Origin of the sequence: Rathayibacter festucae DSM 15932 (genome assembly GCF_004011135.1) — a bacterium.
Classification (GTDB): Bacteria; Actinomycetota; Actinomycetes; order Actinomycetales; family Microbacteriaceae; genus Rathayibacter; species Rathayibacter festucae.
Map to the genome: position 1 here is coordinate 2,854,308 of NZ_CP028137.1, position 21,838 is coordinate 2,876,145.

The following is a 21,838-nucleotide window of genomic DNA, read 5'->3' on the forward strand; positions in this document are numbered from 1 at the left end:
CCCCGCTGGTTGGATACCGAGTATGAGTAGGCATGTCGTCGTCGTCGGGGCCGGGCTCTTCGGGGCCGCCACCGCGCTGCACCTCGCGCGCGGGGGCGCCCGGGTCACGCTGGTCGAGTCGGGGGACGCGGCGCGCGGCACCACGGCGGCCGGCGCGGGCTTCGTCGGCCTGTGGGCCGCGGGCTACGCCTGGTACTGGAACGAGTCCGAGCGCGACCTCGAGCAGTACGGCCTCGACTTCTACCGCGCCCTCGCCGTCGATCCCGACCGCGGCGGCGTCGACATCCTCCTCCGCGAGACCGGCAGCGCCTGGCTCGCCGTCACCGAGGAGGGCGTCCGCGACCACCTCGGCCCGCTCGCCGAGCACCCGCTGCGCCCGGAGGGCTCCCGCGAGCTCTCGCCGCAGGAGGCCGCCGAGCTCGTCCCCGGCCTCGACGCGAACGCGGTCACCGGCGGCTTCCTCCAGCCCGACGGCATCCAGATCAGCGCCCCCGACGCCGCGCTCGCCCTGGTCGCCGCGGCCCGCGCGGCCGGAGTCGAGATCGTCGAGCACGCGCCCGTCACCGAGGTCCTCGCGACCGACGGCCGCGCGAGCGGCGTCCGCACCGCCGACGGCCGCATCTTCTCCGGCGACAGCGTCGTGCTGGCCGCGGGGTCCTGGACGAACGAGCTGCTCGCCCCGCTCGGCCGCCGCCTCCCGCTGGCCCGCGTCGTCGCGAGCCGCCTCACCACCGCGCCCTTCGGCCTCCCGCACCTGCCGACGCTGATGCTGCCCGAGCTCGGCGGCCTCTGGGTCCGCGAGCACCTCGGCGGCCTCACCTACGGCAACGGCGTCGGCTACGAGCCGCTCGGCGAGTCCGCCGCCGACCGCCGCCCGCAGCGCACCGACCTGGTCGAGGCGATGGACGCGCACCTCGCCCCGCTGATCGCCCACCTGATCCCCGCCTCCGCCGACGCGCTGCGCGAGACCGAGTGGACGCAGGGCGTCGTCTCCTACACCGCCGACCGCCGCTTCCTGGCCGGCCCCGTCCCCGAGCTGCCCGGGCTGTTCGTCGCCGCGGGCGACAACGAGTCCGGAGTGACGCACGGACCCGGTCTCGGCCGTCTCGTCGCCGAGCTGGTCCTCCACGGCCGGACGACTCTGGGCGACGCCGAGCTCTACGCCCCGGCCCGCTTCGCCGCTCGGCAGTTCCCCGACGAGGCCGCCGTGCGCGCGGCGATGCCGGCCCGGCGCCTGGTCGACGCGGTGACCGCCCGATGACAGACCGCGACGTCGTCGTCGTCGGCGCGGGCCTCGTCGGCGCCGCGGCCGCCCGCTCTCTCGCCGAGCGCGGCGACCGCGTCCTGCTGTTCGAGCGCTTCGAGCGCGGGCACGACCGCGGCTCCTCGCACGGCGAGACCCGCATCTTCCGCCGCGGCTACGCGGAGGACGACTACCGAGCGCTGACCGGACGGGCGGCCGCCGAGTGGGCGCGGCTCGAGCGGGAGTCGGGCCGGAGCCTCTTCACCGCGACCGGCGCGATCGACCACGGCGACGCCTCCGCCCTGCTCGCGATCGAGGAGGCCTTCGCCCGCGACGGCATCCCCTGCGAGCGCCTCGACGCCGCCGAGGCCGCCGCACGCTGGCCCGGTCTGCGCTTCGAGACCGACGTGCTGCTGCACCCGGAGGGCGGACGGCTCGACGCCGCCGCCGCGATCGAGGCGCTGCTCGGCTCGGCGGAGTCGCACGGCGCCATCGTCCGGGCGAGCACCGGCGTCCGGGCGATCGAGGAGCGCGACGGCGGCGTCCGCGTCGTCACCGACGAGGGCCCCCTGCTCGCCGACGCGGTCGTCGTCGCCGGCGGCTCCTGGACGCCGGGACTCGTGGGCGGGCTGGTCGCCGCGGCCGGCCGCTCCCTCCCGCCGCTGCGGATCACGCAGGAGCAGCCCGCGCACTTCACGACGGACCTGCCGCTCGACGCCTGGCCGAGCTTCGTGCACCACCGCGGAGACGAGCCGACGATCTACGGCCTGGCGACCCCGGGCGTCGGCGTGAAGGTCGGCGAGCACGGCACCGGCCGCGTCGTCGATCCGGACCACCGCGACTTCCGCGCCGAGCCCGAGCGGCTCGCCCGGCTCGTCGAGTACGTCGCCGACTGGCTGCCGGGCGTCGACGCGGCGAGCGCCGATCCGATCTCCTGCCTCTACGACATCACGCCGACGGAGGACTTCGTGCTCGACCGCGTCGGCCGCGTCACCCTCGCGACCGGCTTCTCCGGCCACGGCTTCAAGTTCGGGCCCGTGCTCGGCGAGCTGCTGGCCGACCTCGTCGACGGCGCCGACGCGCTCGACCGCTTCCGGCTCGCGACCCTCTAGATCTCCACCACTCCCCCGCACCACGGACGAAAGCAGCAGCATGCAGACACTCCGCGCCCTCGGCGCCCTCGCCGCCCTCGGCACCGCCGTCGCCCTCGCCGGCTGCACGGCCCCCGGCAGCTCGAGCGACTCCGCCGCCGGCGAGCGCCTCGTCATCGGGACGACCGACTCGATCGTCTCGCTCGACCCGGCCGGGGCCTGGGACCGCGGCAGCTTCACGCCGCAGAACCAGATCTACCAGCACCTCCTGAGCTACGCGGACGGCTCGACCACGCCCGTCCCCGAGGCCGCCGAGGAGTGCGGCTTCGACGACGCGACGACCTACCGCTGCTCGATCGCGCCCGGCCTGACCTTCTCCAACGGCGACGAGCTGACCGCGTCGGACGTCGTCTTCTCGTTCCAGCGCATCGTCGACATCGCCGCGGACAACGGCCCCTCGCCGCTGCTCGCGAACATGGAGTCGGTCGCGCAGGACGGCGACGACGTCGTCTTCACCCTCGCGGTGCCGAACGACCAGACCTGGCCGTACGTGCTCTCGAGCATGGCCGGGCCGATCGTGGACGAGGAGGTCTTCCCCGCCGACGCGCTGCTCGACGACGCCGACGTGATCGGCTCCGGGCCGTACTCCGTGCAGAACTACGAGGCGGGCGGACTGCTGCAGCTCGCCGCGAACGAGTCGACCTCGAGCCCCGCGCCGAAGACCGCCGACGTCGTGCTGCGGCCGTACACCTCGTCGACGAACCTGCGCCTCGACGTGGAGAACGGCGCCGTGGACGTGGCCTACCGCTCGCTCACCGCGACCGACGTCGAGGACCTGCGCGGCAACGCGGACCTGCAGGTCGTCGACGGCCCCGGCGGCTCGGTGCGCTTCCTCACTTTCAACGTGAACACCCAGCCCGGCGGCACTCCCGAGCAGAAGCTCGCGATCCGCCAGGCCGTCGCCTCGCTGGTCGACCGCGACGAGCTGTCGGAGCAGGTCTACCGCGGCACCTACACGCCCGCCTACTCCGTGGTGCTCGACGGGCAGACCGGCGCGACGCAGGCCTTCGCCGACGCGTACGGCACGACCCCCGACGCGGACGCCGCCGCCGCGATCCTCAGCGCCGCCGGCGTCTCGACCCCGGTGACCCTGCCGCTGCAGTACACCTCGGACCACTACGGCCCGGACTCCGACCAGGAGTACGCGCTGATCAAGTCGCAGCTGGAGTCGTCGGGCCTGTTCACCGTCGACCTGCAGTCGACCGAGTGGACCAGCTACGTGAAGCAGCTCTCGCCGGACGCCGGCTACCCGGCCTACCAGCTCGGCTTCTTCCCGGACTACCCGGACCCCGACAACTTCCTCCGCTCGGCCTACTCGACCACCGGCGCCTCGGTCGCGAACGGCTACTCGAACCCGGCCGTCGACGCGCTGATCGACACCGAGGCGACCGCCACCGACCCCGCCGCGCGCGCCACCGCGATCGAGGCCATTCAGGCGCAGACCGCCGCGGACGCGCCGATCATCCCGCTGCTCCAGGGCCGCGAGACCGTCGTCGCCGCCTCGGGTGTCACCGGCATCGAGGACACCCTCGACGCGACCTACCTCTTCCGCTTCGGAGCCCTCGCGAAGTAGGAGCGGAGCGACCCCTGCATGCTGGTCGAGCAGCCGCGCAGCGGCGTATCGAGACCCACCCTCCATCCAACGGTGGATCTCGATACGCGCCCTCCGGGCGCTACTCGATCAGCATGAAGTGGGCGCTCCGTCCGTGAGCGGCGACCACAGAGGAGTGCGGCGGTCCACTGCATGCTGGTCGAGTAGCCGCGCAGCGGCGTATCGAGACCCCGCGCCGTCAGCGGTCGACGAGTTCGGCCTCGGACCAGCCGTCGGGGGCGTCCTGGGCATCGGGCGCCGCAGGCCGCGTCCGGCGGTGCTGGGTCGCCGCGACGACGAGCACCACCAGCAGCCCGAGAGCCGCGGTCGCGAGCGGTCCCGCCGCCTGCTGCAGTGCGTACCGCCAGAGGATCTCGATCGGGGCGGTCAGCGAGTCGCCCTGCCACTGGTTGGGCAGCACGAGGATGATCGCCGGGATCGCGAGCAGCGCGCCCCACAGCACGACATCGAGGACGACCGCCCCGATCCACCACAGCCGCCCCGGCGTCATGCCCGGGACCGACGGACGGCCTGCACCACGACGGCCGCGGCGAGGGAGGCGAGGCCCACTGTCAGCAGCGGCGTCGCGCTGAACTGCAGCAGCAGCCGGACGTACTGCTCGTACTCGAGCCGCTCGTAGACCGTGGTCGTCGTGTAGATCTCGAGCGTCGACCACCACAGCGTGGCGAGCCCGAGCGGGATGAGCACGACGCCGGCGATCGCGAGCGTCAGTGGGACCCGGCGGCCCAGCGGACGCACGGCCGCGGGCGCCTCGGCCTGCGGCTTCTCCGCGACGTCCCTCTCTTCGGCGGCCTCGACATCGGCGGGATCCGGCACGAACGAGAGCCCGGCGAGCGGCGACTCCGGCTCGGCCGACTCCACGCGCGGACTCGGATCCGCTCGCGGTACCCGCCCGCCCGCCCGCCGCGGACGCCGGTACGCGTCCTCCTCACGGCGGCGCACCTCCGGCGCCGGCCCCTGGTACCCGCGCTGATAGGCGGCGTGGAACCGCGGATCCGTTCTGCTGCTGTCGGCCATGACCGCCCCCGCCTCGTGCACTCGGACTCTCATCCTGTCGCACGGCCGCCCGCGGAGGGAGACCGCACCGTCAGGAGCGGCGGCGATCGCCTCCTGCGGGCAGCAGCTCGACGAGGACGCCCTCGCCGAGCTCGACGTCGTCGTCCTCCTGGTCACCGTCGACGGCGGCGGACCCGCGACCGGCGCGGACGAGTCCGATCGCGAGGGTCGCCGCCGTCATCGCGAGGGCCGCGGTCGCGAGCGCCGGACCGACGGTCCAGAGCGAGTTCAGCACGATCGCCTCCAGCGGGACGACATCGGTGTAGCTGAAGCCGTCGGGCAGGACGGCGACCAGGGCGCAGACCCCGAGGACGAGTGCCCAGAGCAGGCCGGTGTAGCCGAGCAGCAGTGGCCACCACGGACGGCGGCCGGTCACGAGCGGGCCGCCCGCACGGTGATCGCGGCGCCGATCGAGAGCAGCCCGATGGTGATCGCGGGGCCGGGGAAGTAGTTCATGACCGCCCGGGTGAACTGCTCGAATCCGCTCTCGGTCTCGTAGTAGACCATCGAGGAGGCGGACCAGACCAAGCTCAGCCCGGCCCCCAGGAAGAGCAGTCCGAGCACGGCGAGCGCGATCGGGACGCGCCGATCCAGGGCGGACGGCCGCCTCGGCTCGGTCGGCGCGGACTCCGTCTCGACGTCCTCGATCGTCACCTGCTCCCCGTCCGGCTCGACGACAGCGACGCCACTCGGCAGTGGCGCGGCGATCGGAAGTGGCGCGGCGATCGGCGGCAGCGAGGAGCTCGACAGCGGCGCCGGACTCGGTCTCCGCACCCGGACCGGCACGACCTCCTCCGGAGCCGCCGCCCGGCGCCGACCGCCGACCGAGTCGCCTCCACGAGGGCGTCGGAACCGCTCCTCCGACGACGATGCCCGATCGGCCGGGAGCCCCGAGGCCCCCTGCCCCTGATACCCCCGCTGATAGGCGGGATGGAACCGCGGATCCGTCCGGGTGCTGTCGGTCATGAAGTCCCCCACTCCGTGCGCGAGCCCCCATCCTGTCGCAGAAGCGCGGCGACCGGCCAGGCGCTCAGCGCGCGGAGGCGACGCTCGCGCGGCTCGGCAGGCTCACGCAGCCGGCGCCGACGAGCAGCAGGGCGATCATCACCGCGGTCAGCGCGCCCCAGCCGCCCGCCTCGACCACGAAGCCGAGCAGCCAGCCGCCGACGCCCGAGCCCACGTAGAAGGCGATCGTGTAGACGGCGCCGGCGTGGCCGCGGAGGGCGGGGGCCGCTCGCGCGCCGGTCCAGGCCGCGCCGGTGGCGTGCACGGCGAAGAAGCCGGCTGAGAACAGGACGAGCCCGATGATGACGACCACGATCAGCTCGGAGAGCATCACGAGCAGGCCGACGATCATCGCGGCGACGCCGATCCGCATCACGACCCGCGGGCCCAGGCGCGGCGCCCAGACACCGGCGAGCCGGGAGGTCGCGGTCCCGGCGAGATAGGTGAGGAACAGCAGCGAGACCAGCGCCGGCGGCAGCGCGAACGGCGCGGCCTCGAGCCGGAACGCCAGGTAGTTGTACACCGCGACGAACACGCCGACGACGAAGAACGTCTGCGCGGCGACCGCGAGCAGGACGGGATCGCGGAGGACCTGCGCGATCTTGCCGCGCCAGCCGCCCTCGCCCCGCGGCGCCCGCGCAACACCGCCCCGGGGAGCCAGCAGGACGAACGCGACGGCCGCGAGCGCGCAGACGATCGTGACGGCGAGCAGCGCGCCCCGCCAGCCGACCACCGCGGCGAGCGGACCGGCGAGCAGCCGTCCGGCGGCCCCGCCCAGGGTCGTCCCGGAGACGTAGGCCGCGGCGGCGGCGGTCGCACCCGCCCCGCCGACCCGGTCGTGGATCGCCGCCACGGCGAGCGCCGGCACCGCGCCGAGCGCCGCGCCGCTGAGGAACCGCAGCACGAGCAGCACCTCGAAGGACGGCGCGATGCAGGCGAGCAGGGCGAGCACCACGGAGGAGAGCACCGCGATCCGCATGGACTCCAGCCGTCCGATCCGCTCGGCGATCGACGCCCAGGGCAGCACCATCAGCGCGAGCCCGACGGTCGCCGCCGAGACGGTCAGCGCGGCGTCCGAGGCGGAGATCCCCCACTCGCGGGAGAACTGCGGGAGCACGCCCTGCACGGCGTAGAGCTCGGCGAACGTCGCGAGCCCCGCGGCGAGGAGGGCGATCGTCAGCCGGCGCTGGGAGACGGGAGGAGCGTCGACGGCGGGGCGGACGCTGGTGCTCATCCTCCGAGGCTAGAACCGCGGCGAACGCATGACCAATGCCTGTCGCGTGCTGACCTATACGCTGAAGGCATGGATGAGCCCGCGATCCTCCGGCTGCTGCCGACGCTCGTCGCCGTCGCGCAGACCGGGAGCGTCACCGCCGCGGCCGCCGAGCTCGGCGTGCCGCAGCCCACCGCGAGCCGCTCGCTCGCGCGCCTGTCGGAGCTGGTCGGCGCTCCCCTGGTCCGCCGCGAGGGCCGCGGCGTGGTGCTGACCGAGGCCGGCCGGAGGCTCGCGGACGTCGCGCAGGACGGGCTCGCGCTGATCCGCGCAGGCCTGACCGAGGTGCAGCAGGCCCGCGACCTCGAGGACGGCCGCATCGCGATCGCCTTCCAGACCCTGCTCGGCGAGACGTTCGTGCCCGACGTGATCCGGCGCTTCCGCCGCCGCTGGCCGCGCGTCGGCTTCGGCCTCCGTCATGGCTCGCGCGCGCTGTGCCTCCGGGCGGTCGCCGACGGCGAGTCGGAGCTGGCGATCGTCGCCGACCCGCCGGAGCTGCCGGGCACCACCACGACCACCCTCTACACGGAGCCGCTGCTCGCCGTCGTCGACGACCGGCACCCGCTCGCCTCTCGCCGCTCCGTGACGGCGGCGGAGCTGCGCGGCCTCGACCTGATCATGCTCTCGCCCGGCTACGGCCTGCACGAGTCGGCCCGGCGGCTGCTGTCCTTCGAGGGGCGCGATCCCGAGCCGGCCTTCGAGGTCGGCGACTACCGGGCGGCGCGCGGACTGGCCGCGGCGGGGCTCGGTCTGACGATCCTGCCGCCGAGCCCGTCGTCGATCGAGGACGGCGTGCGCGAGATCCCGATCGACGATCCGCGGGCCGTCCGCGAGATCGGCGTGCTCGTCCGCGACACCGGGAATCCGGTGGTGCCGGAGTTCGTCGAGGCCCTGCGCGCGGCGGCCGGAGCGCGCGCCCGGGTGCGCTGACGCGCGAGGACTCTTCTGTCAAGCACAGGCACACGGGGCTCCTGTGCAGGATGCTCGGAGAGGATCCACTTCCCCCCTCACCGCGCACCACCAGCAGCCAGGACGGTCCCGGTCATGATCCTTCTCCGCACCCACTCCAACCGCTGGATCGCCCGCGCCCGCCGCACCGGCATCGTCCACGGCCTGATCACCTTCGCCGACGACCTGCCGCAGCCCGTCTTCCGCACCCTCCGCCTGGACGCCGCGACCGGCGAGCGCGTCCTGCTGCGCGACACCGACACCCTCGAGGTCGCCTTCGCCGTGCTGATCGCGGCCGTCGAGCGGGCACGCCTGGCGGAGGTCGCGGCACCGGTGCAGGACGACGCGGACCCCGCCGCACAGACCCCTCTCGCGCCGGTCGCGGTCCTCGCCGAGCCGGACTCCTTCGAGCCGGACGAGCCCACCGACCCGCTGGAGGACGCCGTCGCGGCGTGACCCGCGCAACGTACCGCGCCAGCTCTCTAAAACCTTCCGAACGATTTCGTTCGCATGGTTTTAGACTGAGGACATGAGCCGCGACGACCTCTCCGCACGTCTGAGCGAGCTGCTGCTCGACGCCGGGCTCAGCACGCGCATCACCGGCTTCCGCGGGCTGCGGATCGCCACGCCCTCCGGCGCGGACCTGCACGTGCGCCTCATCATCACCCCTCGGCCGCCCACCGCCTCGGAGATGCGCGACCAGGCGAAGCGGTCGACCGACGGCACCGTGACCGGGTTCGTCGTGCCGCGAGCGAATGCGATCGCGCGGCGACTCGCTCTCGACGACCCGCGGCTCGCGCTGTTCGGCACGGACGACGGCACGGTGATCCTGGACAGGCAGGACCTGTCGTTCGCGACGGACGATCGACCCGCCGTCCCCCGGCGTGTGCCGTACGCGCGCTTCGCCCTCCTGCGCGCGCTGATCAGGACTCGCGAGCCCCGCTCGCAGACGGAGCTCGCGGCGGAGTGCGGCGTCTCGCAGATGTCGATCTCGAAGCTGCTCCGCGCCGACCCGCTCCTCGCCGAGCGGACCGAGCACGGCTGGAGCGCCCGCGACCCGCAGGCACTCGTCCGGCACTTCCTCGCGGAGTACCCGGGCCCGGGCGGGCTCTCCCAGTACTGGTACTCCCTTCGGCCCGTGATCGCGCAGGGCGAGCGAGCCCTGACGACGGGGGTTCCAGCGCTGCTGTCCGGCGACTCCGCCGCCGATCGACTCCAGCCGTGGAGAGTCCCGCGTCTGGCCGTCGTCTACGCCGACCGTGGACTCCCACTCGAGCCCGCTGACTTCACGGAGTCGGATTCGCGAGAGGGCACTCTCCTGGTCACCGTTCCGAGGGACCGGACGATCCGGGCGACGGCGACCGCGTGGTACCCGGACGGCCGCACAGTCGACCCGCTCATCGCCGCATGGGATCTCCGCCGGAGCGGAGGTCCCGATGCCGAGGAGGCCGCGGATCGCCTGCTGACGCGCGAGACGGAAGCCTGGACGCCATGAGGTCCGTCACCCTGCCCTCGACCTCGGGATCCGACGACGCCGCCCTGCGCGCCCTGCACGACGCCTCGGCAGCGATGGCCCACCTGCAGGAGGCGTGCATCGTCGGCGGACAGATGGTGGCCCTCCTCTGTGCCGCGTTCCCCAGCGCTGGGATGATCGCTCGGCGAACAGCGGACGCGGATGCCGGCATCTCCCCCGCCATCGCCGCAGCGGGAACGCTTCACGATCTCCTGCTCGATCGCGGCTACACGCCGCAGCGAGGAAACCACTACACCTTCGGCGATCGTGAGATCGACATCCTCGTCCCCGCGAGGACGCATCTCTTCGAGAGTGCGGAGTACGGCGGGCGGGTCTTCGACAGCGCGCCCGGCCTGGGTCTGGCGTTGACGGAGCTTCTCGAACTCGAGGTGACGGCGGTCCTCCTCGACGGCACTCCGCTCACCTTCCGCACCCGAGTCCCGGGAGTGGAACGCGCCTTGATCGTGAAGGCCCTGTCCTACGAATCCCGGAGGAGCAGGAACGACATGATCGACCTCTTCAACCTCCTGCAGATCCGGCACTCGAACGAACCCGCCGAGATCGGAGGCTGGCGGATCGGAGACCGCGCAGACGCAGGAGCGCGACGGGACGCGGCGACCGCGCTGAACCGACTCGCCGGCGCGCCGGGTCTCCGCTTGAGCCTCAGAGGGTCCGACGTCCCGCCTTCGGAGTTCAGCGCACTGCTCCGCAGGTACATCACGGCCGTGTGAGATCTCACCGGCGGACTCGCAGGGGGCCGACCCGCGACGGGTCGGCCCCCTCCGCGCTCAGAGCGTCAGTGTGTGCGCGCCCGAGGCGAGCTCGCGGTCCTCGGTGCCGGCCGTGCGGACGACGGCGGTCGCGCCCTTCGGGACGGTGACGGCCAGCTCGATCGCGTCGCCGCGGCGGTCCCAGCGGACCGAGGCGAGGCCGTGCGGGGTCTCCAGCGTGGACTCCGCCCAGTCGAGGTCGGTGCCGGGCTGCGGGGCGACCAGGAGGCGGGAGTAGCCGGGCTCCAGCGGCGCGAGTCCGCCGACGACGCGGTGCAGCCAGTCGGCGACGGCGCCGAGCGCGTAGTGGTTGAAGCTCGTCATCTCGCCCGGGTTGATGGTGCCGTCGGGGAGCATCGAGTCCCAGCGCTCCCAGACCGTGGTCGCGCCCATCGTCACCGGGTACAGCCACGACGGGCACTCGCGCTGCAGCAGCAGGCGGTACGCGGCATCGATGTGACCGGTCGAGGACAGCGCGTCGGTGATGAACGGCGTGCCCGCGAAGCCGGTCGAGATCGTGTAGCCGCTCTCGGCGACCAGCTCGGCGAGGCGGTCGCCGGCCCAGCCGAGCTCGTCGTCGTCGAGCAGGCCGAAGACGATCGCGAGGGAGTAGACGGTCGTGCAGTCGCTGAAGACGCGCTGATCGGCGACGTACTTCGCACGGAACGCCGCGCGCAGCTCCGCCGCCATCTCGGTGAACTCGCGCTCGTCCTCGGTGCGGCCGAGCACGGCGGCGCTCTCGGCGACGATGCGCGCCGTGCGGTAGGCGCAGGCCGTGGCGACGACGCCGGTGTCGGCCTTCGCGTCGGCGGGCTTGTCGGGCGCCGCGTCGGGGTCGAGCCAGTCGCCGAACTGGAAGCCGGTGTCCCAGACGCCCGAGTCGGAGAGCTTCGAGCGCACCCGGCGGGCGTGCGAGGCCATCGACGCGAACGACTCCTCGAGTACGACCGGGTCCCCGTAGGCCTCCCAGACCGCCCACGGCACCCAGGCCGCGGCGTCGCTCCACAGCGCGGTGGAGTCCATGGGAGGGAAGCTGGTCTCGGCCGCGCGGCGCTTCAGCACGTCCGGCACGACGAACGGGACGGCGCCGTCGTGGTGCGCCTGCTCGAGGGCGAGGTCGCGGAGCCAGTCGCGGAGGAAGTCCTCGGCGTCGGCGAGGTAGACGGCGGTCGAGGCGAACGCGGCGATGTCGCCGGTCCAGCCGAGGCGCTCGTCGCGCTGCGGGCAGTCGGTCGGCACGTCGAGGAAGTTGCCGACCATGCCGCGGTAGACGTTGTCGTGCAGCTGGTTGACGAGGTCGTCGGAGCTGCGGAACGTGCCGATCCGGCGCAGGTCGCTGGAGACGACGACCGCGGTGAGGGCGCCGTCGGCGATCGACTCCCCGGGCCAGCCCTCGACCTCGGCGTAGCGGAAGCCGTGGAAGGTGAGGGTCGGCTCGAAGACGTCCGCGCCGCCCGAGAGGGTGAAGCGGTCGGTGACCTTCGCCTCGCGCAGCGGGCGGACGCCCAGCTCGTCGTCCTCGAGGACCTCGGCGTGGCGCAGCGTGACGACGCTCCCCTCCGGGCCGGTGACCTCGACGCGCAGCCAGCCGACGAGGTTCTCGCCGAAGTCGACGAGGGTGCGGCCGGACGGGCTCGTCCAGATCTTCTGCGGCGCGACCTCGCGCAGGCGACGCACCGGCGGCGCGATGTAGGGCTCGAGCTTCGAGAGGTCGACGTCGACCTCCCGGGTCGCGGTCCAGGCGGAGTCGTCGAAGCCGGCGCTCCTCCAGCCCTGCGGCTCGAGGCGGGCGTCGATGTCCTGGCCGTCGTAGATGCTGTCGGCGGTCGTCGATCCGGTCGCGGCGCGCCAGGAGTCGTCGGTCGCGACGACCTGCTCGGCGCCGTCCGCGAAGGTGATCCGCAGCTCGGCGAAGCCGGCGATCTCGGTGCCGTAGGGCTCGGCGCCCTCGCCCCAGGTCAGGCGGCCGCGGTACCAGCCGTCGCCGAGCGCGAGAGCGAGGACGACGCTGTCGCCGGAGATCAGGCTCGTGACGTCGTGCTCGGAGTAGCGCAGGCGCCACTCGTAGCTGGTCCAGCCGGGGGTGAAGAGCTCGTCCGAGACGGGCTCGCCGTCGATCCAGGCCTCGACGATGCCCAGCGCCGAGAGGCGGAGGGTCGCGGAGACGACGTCGCCGTGCCCGGTCTCGAGGGCGGTCTCGCGGCGGAGCAGCGGGGCGGCGTCCAGGGCGGCGGCGGGCGCCGTGAAGCGGGCGGTCCAGTCGGTCATCATCGTCCTTCTGTCAGAAGTGGTCGGGGTGGTCGGAGTGTCAGGGGTGGTCGTGGGCGGTCGGCCGGTGGCGCGGGGCGCCCGGCGCGGAGGAGGAGCGGACGCGCAGCACGGGAGTGAGCTGGAAGTGCACCGGCTCGGTCCGGCCCTCGAGGCGCTCGAGCAGGAGGCGCACGGCGCGGTCGCCGAGCTCCTCGCCCGACTGGTCGACGGTCGTCAGCGAGATCCCGGGGTGCCCGGCGACCTCGATGTCGTCGTAGCCGACGATCGCGACGTCGGCCGCGGTGAGCCCGAGCTCGTCGCGCGCCCAGAGCGCGTCGAGGGCGAGCGCGTCGTTGCCGGCGAAGACGGCCGTCGGCCGGTCGGGCGAGCGGAGGAGCTCGAGCGAGCGCTCGTAGGCGTCGAGGCGCTCCGTGCCGAGGTGGACGACCTGCAGCTCGTCCGCGAGACCCGCCGACGCCATCCGCTCGCGGTACCGGACGAGGCGCACGGAGTGCGGCGCTGCGGCCACCCGGCTGGTGATGTCGTCGCTGATGGTGAGGTGCGCGATGCGGCGGTGCCCGAGCTCCAGCAGGTGATCGAGGACGAGGTCGGTCCCCGCGACGTCGTCGTTGGTGACGGTGTCGTAGCCGGTGGAGTCGTCGTGCCGGCCGAGCATCACGATCGGCGTGCGGGCGGCCAGCCGCTCGAGCCAGGCGGGCTCGACCATCGGCGAGACGGCGATCATCCCGTCGACCTGGCGGTCGAAGAGCGCCTCGATCGCGCGGAAGCCCTCGCCGGAGTCGCTCTGCGCCGGAGCGACGATCAGCTGGTAGCGGCTGCCCTCGAGCGCGGCGGAGGCGCCGGTGACGATGCGGTTGAAGAAGGAGTTGCCGAGCGAGGGCACCTCGACGCCGATGGTGAAGCTGGCACCGCGCATGGCGCGAGCCGCGACGCTCGGCCGGTAGTCGAGCTCCTCGATCGCGGCGGTGACCCGCTCGCGCATCGAGGCGCTGACGCCGTAGGCGTTGCGGATGACCTTGGAGACCGCAGCTCGCGAGACGCCGGCGTGCAGCGCGACGTCCTGGATGGTCGCGGGGCCGGTGTGGCCGGTCTCGATCGAGCTCATCATCGCCTCCTCGCGCTGCCTGTCGTGCCGTGCGTGCCGTGGCGGACGCGCCCCGATCGGGGCCTCCGCGAACGCCACTGTAACGGTTCATTCTCGATCGTGTAGATCGATCCACGAATTTGCCCGATTTCGTTGACACGTTTCACGACACGGACGTAGGTTCTCCCTGCGTCGCCCCGCAGCCCGGCCTTCCGAACGGTCCGGCGAGCAGGACGACAGCCCCCGGGCACCCCCGCAACGAAGAAGTTGTCCCTACATGGAGGTAGTGATGTCGACCCGACAGAACCGGCGAGCAGTGCTCGCCCTCGGCGCAGGAGGAGCGGCTCTCGCTCTCGCGCTCACCGGCTGCAGCACCGGAGGAGGAGGAGGCGATTCCGCCGACGGCTCCACGCTGAGCGTGCTCATCGACAACCAGACGGCGACCGTCGAGCTCTGGGACGCGCTGAAGACGAAGTTCGAGGAGGAGAACGACGGCATCACCCTCGACATCGAGACCCGGCCGCAGGGCAGCGAGGGCGACAACCTCGTCAAGACGCGCCTCGCGACCGGCGAGATGAACGACGTCTTCGCCTACAACTCGGGCTCGCTCTTCCAGGCGCTGAACCCCGACCAGAACCTCGCGCCGCTCTCGGACGAGGCGTGGGTCGACTCGCTCGACGAGGGCTTCCGCACCGTGGTCTCGACCGACTCGGACCTCTACGGCATCCCGCTCGGCCAGGCGATGGGCGGCGCGGTCCTCTACAACAAGGACGTCTACAGCTCGCTCGGCCTGACCGTGCCGAAGACCTGGGACGAGTTCATCGCGAACAGCGAGAAGATCAAGGCCGCCGGCGACGTCGCGCCGATCATCCAGACCTACGGCGACACCTGGACCTCGCAGCTCTTCGTGCTCGGCGACTTCGCCAACGTGCTGGAGCAGGACCCGGAGTGGGCCGAGCAGTACACGGCCAACGAGGCCAAGTACGTCGACGAGCCGGCGCTGGCCGGCTTCGAGCACCTCCAGCAGGTCGCCGAGTCGGGCCTGGTGAACGAGGACTACGCCTCCGCCACCTACGACGACGGCGTCCGCATGGTCGCGACCGGCGAGGGCGCGCAGTACCCGATGCTGACCTTCGCGGCCGGCCCGCTGATCCAGAACTACCCGGACTCGCTCGACAAGGTCGGCCTCTTCCCGCTGCCCGGCGAGTCGGCCGACTCCAACCCGCTGACCGTCTGGCAGCCCAACGCGGTCTACGTGCCCAAGTCGACCGAGGGCGCGAAGCTCGAGAGCGCCAAGAAGCTGATGGCCTTCCTGGTCACCCCCGAGAGCTGCGACATCCAGAGCGAGATCGCGGCGCCCCAGGGTCCGTTCGTGATCGACGGCTGCACGCTGCCCGACGATGTGCCCGCCCTCGTGTCGGACATGCAGCCCTACTTCGACAGCGGTGACACGGGCCTCGCGCTCGAGTTCCTCTCGCCGATCAAGGGACCGGCGCTCGAGCAGATCACCGTCGCCGTCGGCTCGGGCATCACGCCCGCCGCGGAGGGTGCTCAGCAGTACGACGACGACGTCACGAAGCAGGCCAAGCAGCTCGGCCTCGACGGCTGGTGAGCCTCGGGGGCCGGGAGCGGAGGCAGCCCCTCCGCACCCGGCCCCTTCCCCCGGGCGCACCGCCCTCCCACCCCTCCCCCGGCCGATCGACGGAGATCTGATGACCGCAACGATGGAGAAGCGCCCGGCCCGGCGCTCCGAACCCTCCCGCTCCCCCGAGCCGCCGAAACGGCGCAAGGCCATGAAGAGCCCGTACCCGACGTGGTTCTACCTCCCGGCCGGCGTCTTCTACGTGGTCCTGTTCCTCGTCCCGACGGTCGCCTCCCTCTACTTCTCCCTCACTCGCTGGACGCTCTTCGACTCGACCTTCATCGGCTTCGAGAACTTCGTCGAGTTCTTCCAGGACCCGGCGCTGACGACCGGCTTCGTCAACACCTTCATCTACGCGGCGATCACCTCGGGCCTGAAGATCGTGCTCGGCATGGCGCTCGGCGTGCTGCTGAGCTCGCAGATCATCGGCCGCGGCTTCCTCCGCAGCGTGGTGTTCTTCCCGGTGCTGGTGTCGACGATCGGCATCGGCATCACCTTCAAGGTGCTGCTCGACCCCTTCGACGGCCTGATCAACCAGGGCCTCGCGACGATCGGCCTCGCCGGCCCGGGCTGGCTCACCGACCCGCAGTGGGCGCTCTTCTCGGTCGCGCTCGTCGACGTCTGGAAGGGCGTCGGACTCGCGACGCTCATCTACATCGCCGGCATCGTCGCGATCCCGCAGGACTACTTCGAGGCCGCCCGCGTCGACGGCGCCGGCGCCTGGCACAACTTCCGGCACATCACGCTGCCGCTGCTGCGCCCCGCCACCGTGACGGTGATCCTGCTCTCGCTGATCGGGGGGCTGCGCTCGTTCGACCTGATCTGGGCGATGACCAAGGGCGGGCCCGGCTTCACCAGCGACGTGGTCGCCTCGGTCATCTACAAGCAGTACCAGGCCGGCTTCTACGGCCTCTCGACCGCCGGCAACGTCATCCTCTTCCTCGTCGTCGCAGCGCTGATCTTCCCGCTGTCGGCCTGGCTCAACCGGAAGGACAAGGAGCTGTGACCACCACGCCGCTCACGCCCGCCCCGCTCTCGCCGACCCCGCTCCAGGACGACCCGCTGCGCGCGAAGGTGCGCCAGCGCGGCGTCGGCCGCGGCTCCCGGACCTGGCGCTACGGCGGCGGGATCCTCGCGATCGTCCTCGCCGTCCTCGTCTTCATCGTCCCCTTCCTCTTCATCGTGCTCACCGCCGCGAAGACGCAGCAGGAGTCGTCGCTGCTCGGCTTCACCCTGCCGACGCAGTGGGTGTTCCTCGAGAACCTGCAGGAGGTGGTCTCGGCCCGGAACTTCGTGCTGCTGCGGGCCTTCGCGAACAGCGCGATCCTGACGATCGTCTCCGTCACGGTGATGGTGGTCCTCGCCGCGATGGTCGGCTACGTCCTCCAGCGCCGCCGCTCGAAGTGGAACCCGCTCGTCAACGGCTTCGTCCTGGCCGGCCTGATCATCCCGCCCGCCGTCGTCCCGACGATCTGGGTCCTGCAGGGCCTCGAGCTCTTCAAGACGCTGCCCGGCCTGATCGCGGTGCACGTCGCGTTCGGCCTCTCCTTCTGCATCCTCCTGTTCCGCGCCTTCGTCTCGACCATCCCCCGCGAGCTGGACGAGGCGGCGACCATCGACGGCGCCGGCCCCTTCCGCCTGTTCTTCACCGTGGTGCTGCCGCTGCTGAAGCCGGTGATCGTGACGGTGATCGTCGTCCAGGCCGTGACGGTCTTCAACGACTTCACCTACGCGCTGTACTTCCTCCCCGGCGACGACAACGCGACCGTGCAGCTCACGCTCTACAACTTCTCCTCGCAGTCGGTGTCGTCGTGGAACCTCCTCTTCATGGACGTGCTGCTGATCACCATCCCGCCGCTGGTGATGTACATCTTCTTCAACCGCCAGATCGTCGCCGGCATGACGTCCGGAGCGGTCAAGGGCTGAGCGGGGCCGTCGGGCCGCCGGGCCGCCGGGCTGTTCCGGAGCCGCCGTCGAACTCCTCCCGTTCCACCGGGAGAGGTTCGGCGGCGGTTCCGTCGTGGGGCGTGAAGCGGCTCGACATCGAAGGTCGAGTTTCGAAGTCCGGCCTTCACCCTTTCCGTCGTGAAGCGGTGTCCTCCCGCAGAGCCCTGTTGTCATATTCGTATGCTGCATCTCGCGCCAGTTGCATCACTGGGTGATGAGCATCGAGGCGGTCGCTCAGCGCCGCAGAAGGACCCGTCCACCAGCGGAGCCGGCAGGACGAGCGACCGGCAGACGTCCGTACTGGCGCTGGTCGCGCGTCCTTCGAGGCGGCGCTCACACACACCCGCCGCGGGAGCCCTCTCTCCGAGCCGGAGCGCTCGGCCTCCACGGCCGGGCGGGGCGGATGCCCGTCGAGCGCCATGGCGATGGGACCAGCCGTTCGACCCTCCTACTCTTCATCGTCAACCGCAGAGCGCGGAACCGAACGGTCTTCTCACGCTCGAAGACGTCGGTCTGAAGTCACGAAGGAGTGCACAGAATGGTCATGCGAACGAAGTCGACAATCCATCCGACCATCGTCGTGTCGAGCCGGGTGAGTGATCATCGATGCTGTCGGCGATCCGGCAGGGGAAGTGACCGGCGTGGCCGCGCTCAAGGCGGCCTGCTGTGACTCGCAAGAGCGAAACGGGCGTCTCGACTGCGCTTGTCGCCTTCACGACCGGCACTGTGTTCGTCTTCATCGCCGCCGCCGAGAACCGCCCCGTGTGGTGGAACGTCCTCATGGCGACGACGTTGCTCCTGACGGGATACAGCGCTTTCGTCGACTTCCGCCGGCGCGGGCGGTAGACGGAGAGCCGGAGCATCGGCTCAGGACGGCGGCTCGTCCTCGCTGATCATGTTCAGCAGGGGGACGTTCTTCACGTTCTCCGCTGCCGCCGAGGACGAGCCGACGTGGTGGATCGTCCTCGCCGCGATCGGCCTCCTCGGAACCGGTATCGGCGCTTTCGCTGATCTTCATCGGCGGGGACGCTGGGCGTCGCACGACGACATCACCGATCGACGCCCGAGCCGGAAGATCACGGCCCGCGCGGCCCTCGGTCCTCGCCCGTCGGGTGTTCCCCCGGCGGGCGCCGCTCGGTCCAGCGGGCGAGGTCCGACGGGGGCTCGGTCGTGGGGAGGTCCCGGGGGCCGACGAGTCGGCGCAGCCGGGCCGGTCGGCGCGAGCGGGTCAGCGCCGTGTGCCAGCGGACGTCGACCACCGCGCGCTGCAGCGGGTCGATCGGCTGCAGGACGCCGTCGATCCGCTCCTCGATGCGCACGAGCGGCGGGCGCACGAGGTGCAGGCGCCGGCCCGGTTCGCGCTCCGGATCGGCGCGGCCGGCCCGGGTGCGGAGCTGCTGCTCCAGCTGCTCGGGATCGCGGGCCGACCAGGCGCTGACCGTGACCCGGCCGTCGGGCAGGTCGAAGCGCTCGGTGATGCGCAGGGGCAGCTCGTCGTGGGGGTGGGTCATCGTTCGTGCCTTTCCGAGGGAGGGTCGTGCCGAGCCGGATCAGCGCCGGAGGACGTGGCGTGGGGCCTGTGCCGGGACGGTGGTCAGCCCCATCGGGAGGAAAGTACTGCTGGCCCTCCGCACGGCAGAGGGCCACGGGAGCGAACTGTGGAGAGCTCCGCGATCCGCACCGTTGGGGAGGAGTGGCGTCTCCTGCGCCGGACCGCGACGATGCACGGGATCCGTGGCACGCTCGTGGAGACCGAAAGGCCGTGATGACCACCGCACCTCCCCCCGCTCCGACTCCCTCTCCCGCTCCGCTCGCCGGCGTCCGCGTCCTCGAGCTGGGCAACTTCATCGCCGCCCCCACCGCGGGCCGCCTGCTCGCCGACTTCGGCGCCGACGTGATCAAGGTCGAGCGCCCCGGCACGGGCGACGAGCTGCGCAAGTGGCGGCTGCACCCCGGCTCGACGACATCGATGCTCTTCCACACCCTCAACCGCAGCAAGCGCTCGGTCGCGCTCGATCTGCGCACGGAGGAGGGCCGTGACGCCGTCCGCGGACTCGCCGCCGAGTGCGACGTCGTCCTGGAGAACTTCCGCCCGGGGACCCTCGAGCGCTGGGGCATCGGACCGGACGTGCTGAACGAGGCGAACCCCGAGCTGGTCATCGGCCGCATCTCCGCGTTCGGCCAGACCGGGCCGCTCTCCAGCCGGCCGGGCTTCGCGGCGGTCGCCGAGGCGATGGGCGGCTTCCGCGAGCTGGTCGGCGACCCGGACCGCCCACCCGTCCGCGTCGGCGTCTCGATCGGCGATTCCATCGCCGGCCTCTACGCCGGCTACGGGGTGATGATGGCGCTCTTCCAGCGCGAGACCCGCCGCGCCGCCGGGCTCGGTCCGGCACCGCTGGTCGAGCGGGTGATCGACGTCGCCCTGAACGAGGCGATGTTCTCGATGATGGAGTCGCTCATCCCCGACTACCAGGCGCACGGCATCGTCCGCGAGCGCGTCGGCGGCCGGATGGAGGGCATCGCGCCGACGAACGCCTACGTCTGCGGCGACGGCTCGAGCATCGTCGTCGCGGCCAACGGCGACGCGATCTTCCAGCGGCTGATGGCGATCATCGACCGCGCCGACCTGGCCGAGGACCCGGACCTGCTCACCAACGACGGCCGCTGGCGCCGCCGCGACGAGCTCGACGCCGCGATCGGCGCCTGGACCGCCACGACGACCTCGGACGCGGCGCTCGCGATCCTCGACGAACGCGGCGTCCCCTCCGGCCCGATCCTCACCGCCGCCGACATCAGCACGAACGAGCAGTACGCGGCCCGCGGCATGATCCAGAAGTTCGACGTCGACACGGGCGCCGGGATCATCGAGGGCGTCGGCTTCCCCGGCATCGTCCCGGTGCTCGGCGACCGCTCGCTCCCCATCCGCACGCTCGCGCCCGCGCTGGGCCACGACACCGAGGAGGTCCTGGCGATGCTCGGACGGAAGCCGATCGACGACGCAGCGGCGGCGGAGACGCGATGACCGGCGCCGACCGCACCGTCCGGCTGCGCGACGTCACCCTCCGCGACGGACTGCAGCTGACCGGCAAGCTCCTCTCGACCGAGCGCAAGGTCGAGCTGGTCCGGGCGCTCCTCGCGGCGGGCGTCCCCGAGCTGGAGATCGGCTCGCTCGCCCGGGGCGATCTCGTGCCGCCGATGGCCAACACGCTCGAGGTCGTCGCGGCGCTGACCGCCGAGGAGCTCGAGCACTGCTGGGTCTGGGTGGCGACCCCGCGCCACATCGAGCGAGCAGCGGCGGCCGGTGCGCGCAACTTCCAGTACTGCTTCTCGGCCTCCGACTCCCACAACCGCGCCAACATCGGGCGGAGCACCGAGGCGAGCCTCGACGCGATGCCCGAAGCCGTCGCCCTCGCGCACGCGGTCGGCGGACGCATCCAGCTCTGCATCGCCACCTCCTTCACCTGCCCCTTCGAGGGCCCGGTGCCCGAGGAGCGGGTGCTCGCGATCGCGAACGACCCCCGCGCGGCCGGCGCTGAGGACGTCGTCATCTGCGACACCCTCGGCCAGGCCCATCCCGAGCAGGTGTTCTCGCTCGTCTCCCGGGTCGCCGCCGAGACGCCGCCGCGCGAGATCGTCTTCCACGGGCACGACACCTGGGGCGCCGGCGTGGTCAACGCGCTGACCGCCGTCCGCGCCGGCGCGACCGTCGTCGACGGCGCGCTCGGCGGGCTGGGCGGCTGCCCGTTCGCACCCGGCGCGAGCGGCAACACCGCCACCGAGGACCTCGTCTTCGCGATGCGCCCCGACTGGCTCGACACCGAGCGCTTCGCCGCGCTCGTCCGCCAGTCCGAGCGGCTGCTCGCCGACGTCGAGGAGCCGAACCGCTCGAAGGCCCGCCAGGGCGCCCGCTCGAAGGCCGAGGCCTTCCCCTGGGTGGTCGCGGACGCGACGGCCTGAGGCCGGGCCTGCCGGCGGATCCACTTGGAAGAGCTGCCCGCAGCCTTTGCTGGTCGAGTAGCCCCGCAGTGGCGCATCGAGACCCGCCGTCACCAGCAGGGCGGGTCTGCAGACTCAGGTGCTGACGGTGGTGGATCTCGATACGCCCGCTCCGCGGGCTACTCGATCAGCATGAGAAGGTGCCGCTGCGCGTGCTCTTCCATGAGCCGGTACTCGCCGGTTCATGCTGGTCGAGTAGCCCCGAAGGGGCGTATCGAGACCGACCGTTCGTCGAAGGGCGGGCGTCGAGGCTCGTCTCCCCAGGAGGGTCGATCTCGATACGCCAACTGCGCGGGCTACTCGATCACCATCTGGCGGGCCGCTCCG

Annotated in this window: 21 protein-coding genes; 13 read left to right on the plus strand and 8 right to left on the minus strand. The window is 72.3% G+C overall.

All coding sequences use genetic code 11. The features are described 5' to 3' along the window. The first annotated feature begins 22 nt into the window (after window positions 1-22). Genes C1I64_RS13160 through C1I64_RS13170 form a run of 3 tightly spaced genes read left to right on the plus strand, consistent with a single transcriptional unit; the run spans window position 23 to window position 3,967 of the window. The gene (locus tag C1I64_RS13160; RefSeq protein ID WP_164874542.1) at window positions 23-1,261 is read left to right on the plus strand and encodes an NAD(P)/FAD-dependent oxidoreductase; all 1,239 of its coding nucleotides are present in this window, start codon (window positions 23-25) and stop codon (window positions 1,259-1,261) included. Beyond that, a complete protein-coding gene (locus tag C1I64_RS13165; RefSeq protein ID WP_127887507.1) occupies window positions 1,258-2,355 on the plus strand; it encodes an FAD-dependent oxidoreductase in 1,098 nt (365 codons plus the stop codon). Before C1I64_RS13160 ends, C1I64_RS13165 begins: the two co-directional genes overlap by 4 nt. A 40-nt stretch (window positions 2,356-2,395) precedes the next feature. Further along, the gene (locus C1I64_RS13170) at window positions 2,396-3,967 is read left to right on the plus strand and encodes an ABC transporter substrate-binding protein (RefSeq protein WP_127887508.1); all 1,572 of its coding nucleotides are present in this window, start codon (window positions 2,396-2,398) and stop codon (window positions 3,965-3,967) included. 217 nt (window positions 3,968-4,184) lie between these two features. Here the strand turns inward: C1I64_RS13170 and C1I64_RS13175 are convergent, their stop codons facing one another. The 5 genes from C1I64_RS13175 to C1I64_RS13195 all read right to left on the minus strand — a co-directional run bounded on the left by C1I64_RS13175 (window position 4,185) and on the right by C1I64_RS13195 (window position 7,301). Next, window positions 4,185-4,496: a hypothetical protein gene (locus C1I64_RS13175; RefSeq protein ID WP_123446724.1), complete on the minus strand. Its 312-nt coding sequence runs from the start codon at window positions 4,494-4,496 to the stop codon at window positions 4,185-4,187. Next, entirely contained in the window at window positions 4,493-4,867 is a 375-nt protein-coding gene (locus C1I64_RS13180) for a hypothetical protein (protein WP_127887509.1), read from the minus strand. The genes C1I64_RS13175 and C1I64_RS13180 overlap by 4 nt, the downstream gene beginning before the upstream one ends. A 226-nt stretch (window positions 4,868-5,093) precedes the next feature. After that, window positions 5,094-5,438: a hypothetical protein gene (locus C1I64_RS13185; protein ID WP_123446726.1), complete on the minus strand. Its 345-nt coding sequence runs from the start codon at window positions 5,436-5,438 to the stop codon at window positions 5,094-5,096. Next, window positions 5,435-5,716, minus strand: coding sequence for a hypothetical protein (locus tag C1I64_RS13190; RefSeq protein WP_127887510.1), 282 nt, complete (start codon window positions 5,714-5,716; stop codon window positions 5,435-5,437). Before C1I64_RS13190 ends, C1I64_RS13185 begins: the two co-directional genes overlap by 4 nt. A 376-nt stretch (window positions 5,717-6,092) precedes the next feature. Continuing rightward, window positions 6,093-7,301, minus strand: a complete 1,209-nt coding sequence (locus C1I64_RS13195) for an MFS transporter (RefSeq protein ID WP_127887511.1) — start codon at window positions 7,299-7,301, stop codon at window positions 6,093-6,095. Between the two features lie 69 nt (window positions 7,302-7,370). Between C1I64_RS13195 and C1I64_RS13200 the strand changes: the two genes are divergently transcribed. The 4 genes from C1I64_RS13200 (at window position 7,371) to C1I64_RS13215 (ending at window position 10,532) form a co-directional block, all read left to right on the plus strand. After that, window positions 7,371-8,270 (plus strand): LysR family transcriptional regulator, encoded by a 900-nt coding sequence (locus C1I64_RS13200; RefSeq protein ID WP_127887512.1) that lies wholly within the window; start codon window positions 7,371-7,373, stop codon window positions 8,268-8,270. Between the two features lie 114 nt (window positions 8,271-8,384). Continuing rightward, on the plus strand, window positions 8,385-8,744 hold the full coding sequence (locus C1I64_RS13205; protein WP_127887513.1) for a hypothetical protein: 360 nt from the start codon (window positions 8,385-8,387) through the stop codon (window positions 8,742-8,744). Window positions 8,745-8,817: 73 nt separating this feature from the next. Continuing rightward, on the plus strand, window positions 8,818-9,783 hold the full coding sequence (locus C1I64_RS13210; RefSeq protein WP_127887514.1) for a helix-turn-helix domain-containing protein: 966 nt from the start codon (window positions 8,818-8,820) through the stop codon (window positions 9,781-9,783). A gap of 74 nt (window positions 9,784-9,857) precedes the next feature. After that, a complete protein-coding gene (locus tag C1I64_RS13215) occupies window positions 9,858-10,532 on the plus strand; it encodes a hypothetical protein (RefSeq protein ID WP_127887515.1) in 675 nt (224 codons plus the stop codon). Between the two features lie 57 nt (window positions 10,533-10,589). Here the strand turns inward: C1I64_RS13215 and C1I64_RS13220 are convergent, their stop codons facing one another. Next, entirely contained in the window at window positions 10,590-12,839 is a 2,250-nt protein-coding gene (locus C1I64_RS13220; RefSeq protein ID WP_208645126.1) for an alpha-L-rhamnosidase, read from the minus strand. A gap of 40 nt (window positions 12,840-12,879) precedes the next feature. Beyond that, window positions 12,880-13,947, minus strand: coding sequence for a LacI family DNA-binding transcriptional regulator (locus C1I64_RS13225; protein WP_127887517.1), 1,068 nt, complete (start codon window positions 13,945-13,947; stop codon window positions 12,880-12,882). Window positions 13,948-14,215: 268 nt separating this feature from the next. Between C1I64_RS13225 and C1I64_RS13230 the strand changes: the two genes are divergently transcribed. The 4 genes from C1I64_RS13230 to C1I64_RS13245 all read left to right on the plus strand — a co-directional run bounded on the left by C1I64_RS13230 (window position 14,216) and on the right by C1I64_RS13245 (window position 18,361). After that, on the plus strand, window positions 14,216-15,538 hold the full coding sequence (locus tag C1I64_RS13230) for an ABC transporter substrate-binding protein (RefSeq protein WP_243587740.1): 1,323 nt from the start codon (window positions 14,216-14,218) through the stop codon (window positions 15,536-15,538). A 100-nt stretch (window positions 15,539-15,638) separates the two neighbouring features. Further along, complete coding sequence (locus C1I64_RS13235; RefSeq protein ID WP_123705466.1) at window positions 15,639-16,574, plus strand: carbohydrate ABC transporter permease; 936 nt, start codon at window positions 15,639-15,641, stop codon at window positions 16,572-16,574. Between the two features lie 122 nt (window positions 16,575-16,696). After that, a complete protein-coding gene (locus C1I64_RS13240) occupies window positions 16,697-17,494 on the plus strand; it encodes a carbohydrate ABC transporter permease (RefSeq protein ID WP_372487890.1) in 798 nt (265 codons plus the stop codon). Between the two features lie 687 nt (window positions 17,495-18,181). After that, the gene (locus C1I64_RS13245) at window positions 18,182-18,361 is read left to right on the plus strand and encodes a hypothetical protein (RefSeq protein WP_127887518.1); all 180 of its coding nucleotides are present in this window, start codon (window positions 18,182-18,184) and stop codon (window positions 18,359-18,361) included. A 230-nt stretch (window positions 18,362-18,591) separates the two neighbouring features. Here the strand turns inward: C1I64_RS13245 and C1I64_RS13250 are convergent, their stop codons facing one another. After that, complete coding sequence (locus C1I64_RS13250; protein ID WP_127887519.1) at window positions 18,592-19,026, minus strand: hypothetical protein; 435 nt, start codon at window positions 19,024-19,026, stop codon at window positions 18,592-18,594. A 254-nt stretch (window positions 19,027-19,280) separates the two neighbouring features. Here C1I64_RS13250 and C1I64_RS13255 point away from each other — a divergent pair, with 254 nt between their 5' ends. After that, complete coding sequence (locus tag C1I64_RS13255) at window positions 19,281-20,537, plus strand: CaiB/BaiF CoA transferase family protein (protein WP_127887520.1); 1,257 nt, start codon at window positions 19,281-19,283, stop codon at window positions 20,535-20,537. Further along, window positions 20,534-21,472, plus strand: a complete 939-nt coding sequence (locus C1I64_RS13260; RefSeq protein WP_127887521.1) for a hydroxymethylglutaryl-CoA lyase — start codon at window positions 20,534-20,536, stop codon at window positions 21,470-21,472. Before C1I64_RS13255 ends, C1I64_RS13260 begins: the two co-directional genes overlap by 4 nt. Window positions 21,473-21,838 lie beyond the last annotated feature (366 nt).

What these genes read in the sequence shown, in the direction of transcription:
- C1I64_RS13160 (WP_164874542.1), top strand. Translation starts at nt 23, where the DNA reads ATGAGTAGGCATGTCGTCGTCGTCGGGGCCGGGCTCTTCGGGGCCGCC.
- C1I64_RS13165 (WP_127887507.1), top strand. Translation starts at nt 1,258, where the DNA reads ATGACAGACCGCGACGTCGTCGTCGTCGGCGCGGGCCTCGTCGGCGCC.
- C1I64_RS13170 (WP_127887508.1), top strand. Translation starts at nt 2,396, where the DNA reads ATGCAGACACTCCGCGCCCTCGGCGCCCTCGCCGCCCTCGGCACCGCC.
- C1I64_RS13175 (WP_123446724.1), bottom strand. Translation starts at nt 4,496, where the DNA reads ATGACGCCGGGGCGGCTGTGGTGGATCGGGGCGGTCGTCCTCGATGTC.
- C1I64_RS13195 (WP_127887511.1), bottom strand. Translation starts at nt 7,301, where the DNA reads ATGAGCACCAGCGTCCGCCCCGCCGTCGACGCTCCTCCCGTCTCCCAG.
- C1I64_RS13200 (WP_127887512.1), top strand. Translation starts at nt 7,371, where the DNA reads ATGGATGAGCCCGCGATCCTCCGGCTGCTGCCGACGCTCGTCGCCGTC.
- C1I64_RS13205 (WP_127887513.1), top strand. Translation starts at nt 8,385, where the DNA reads ATGATCCTTCTCCGCACCCACTCCAACCGCTGGATCGCCCGCGCCCGC.
- C1I64_RS13210 (WP_127887514.1), top strand. Translation starts at nt 8,818, where the DNA reads ATGAGCCGCGACGACCTCTCCGCACGTCTGAGCGAGCTGCTGCTCGAC.
- C1I64_RS13215 (WP_127887515.1), top strand. Translation starts at nt 9,858, where the DNA reads ATGGCCCACCTGCAGGAGGCGTGCATCGTCGGCGGACAGATGGTGGCC.
- C1I64_RS13220 (WP_208645126.1), bottom strand. Translation starts at nt 12,839, where the DNA reads ATGACCGACTGGACCGCCCGCTTCACGGCGCCCGCCGCCGCCCTGGAC.
- C1I64_RS13225 (WP_127887517.1), bottom strand. Translation starts at nt 13,947, where the DNA reads ATGAGCTCGATCGAGACCGGCCACACCGGCCCCGCGACCATCCAGGAC.
- C1I64_RS13230 (WP_243587740.1), top strand. Translation starts at nt 14,216, where the DNA reads ATGTCGACCCGACAGAACCGGCGAGCAGTGCTCGCCCTCGGCGCAGGA.
- C1I64_RS13235 (WP_123705466.1), top strand. Translation starts at nt 15,639, where the DNA reads ATGACCGCAACGATGGAGAAGCGCCCGGCCCGGCGCTCCGAACCCTCC.
- C1I64_RS13250 (WP_127887519.1), bottom strand. Translation starts at nt 19,026, where the DNA reads ATGACCCACCCCCACGACGAGCTGCCCCTGCGCATCACCGAGCGCTTC.
- C1I64_RS13255 (WP_127887520.1), top strand. Translation starts at nt 19,281, where the DNA reads ATGACCACCGCACCTCCCCCCGCTCCGACTCCCTCTCCCGCTCCGCTC.
- C1I64_RS13260 (WP_127887521.1), top strand. Translation starts at nt 20,534, where the DNA reads ATGACCGGCGCCGACCGCACCGTCCGGCTGCGCGACGTCACCCTCCGC.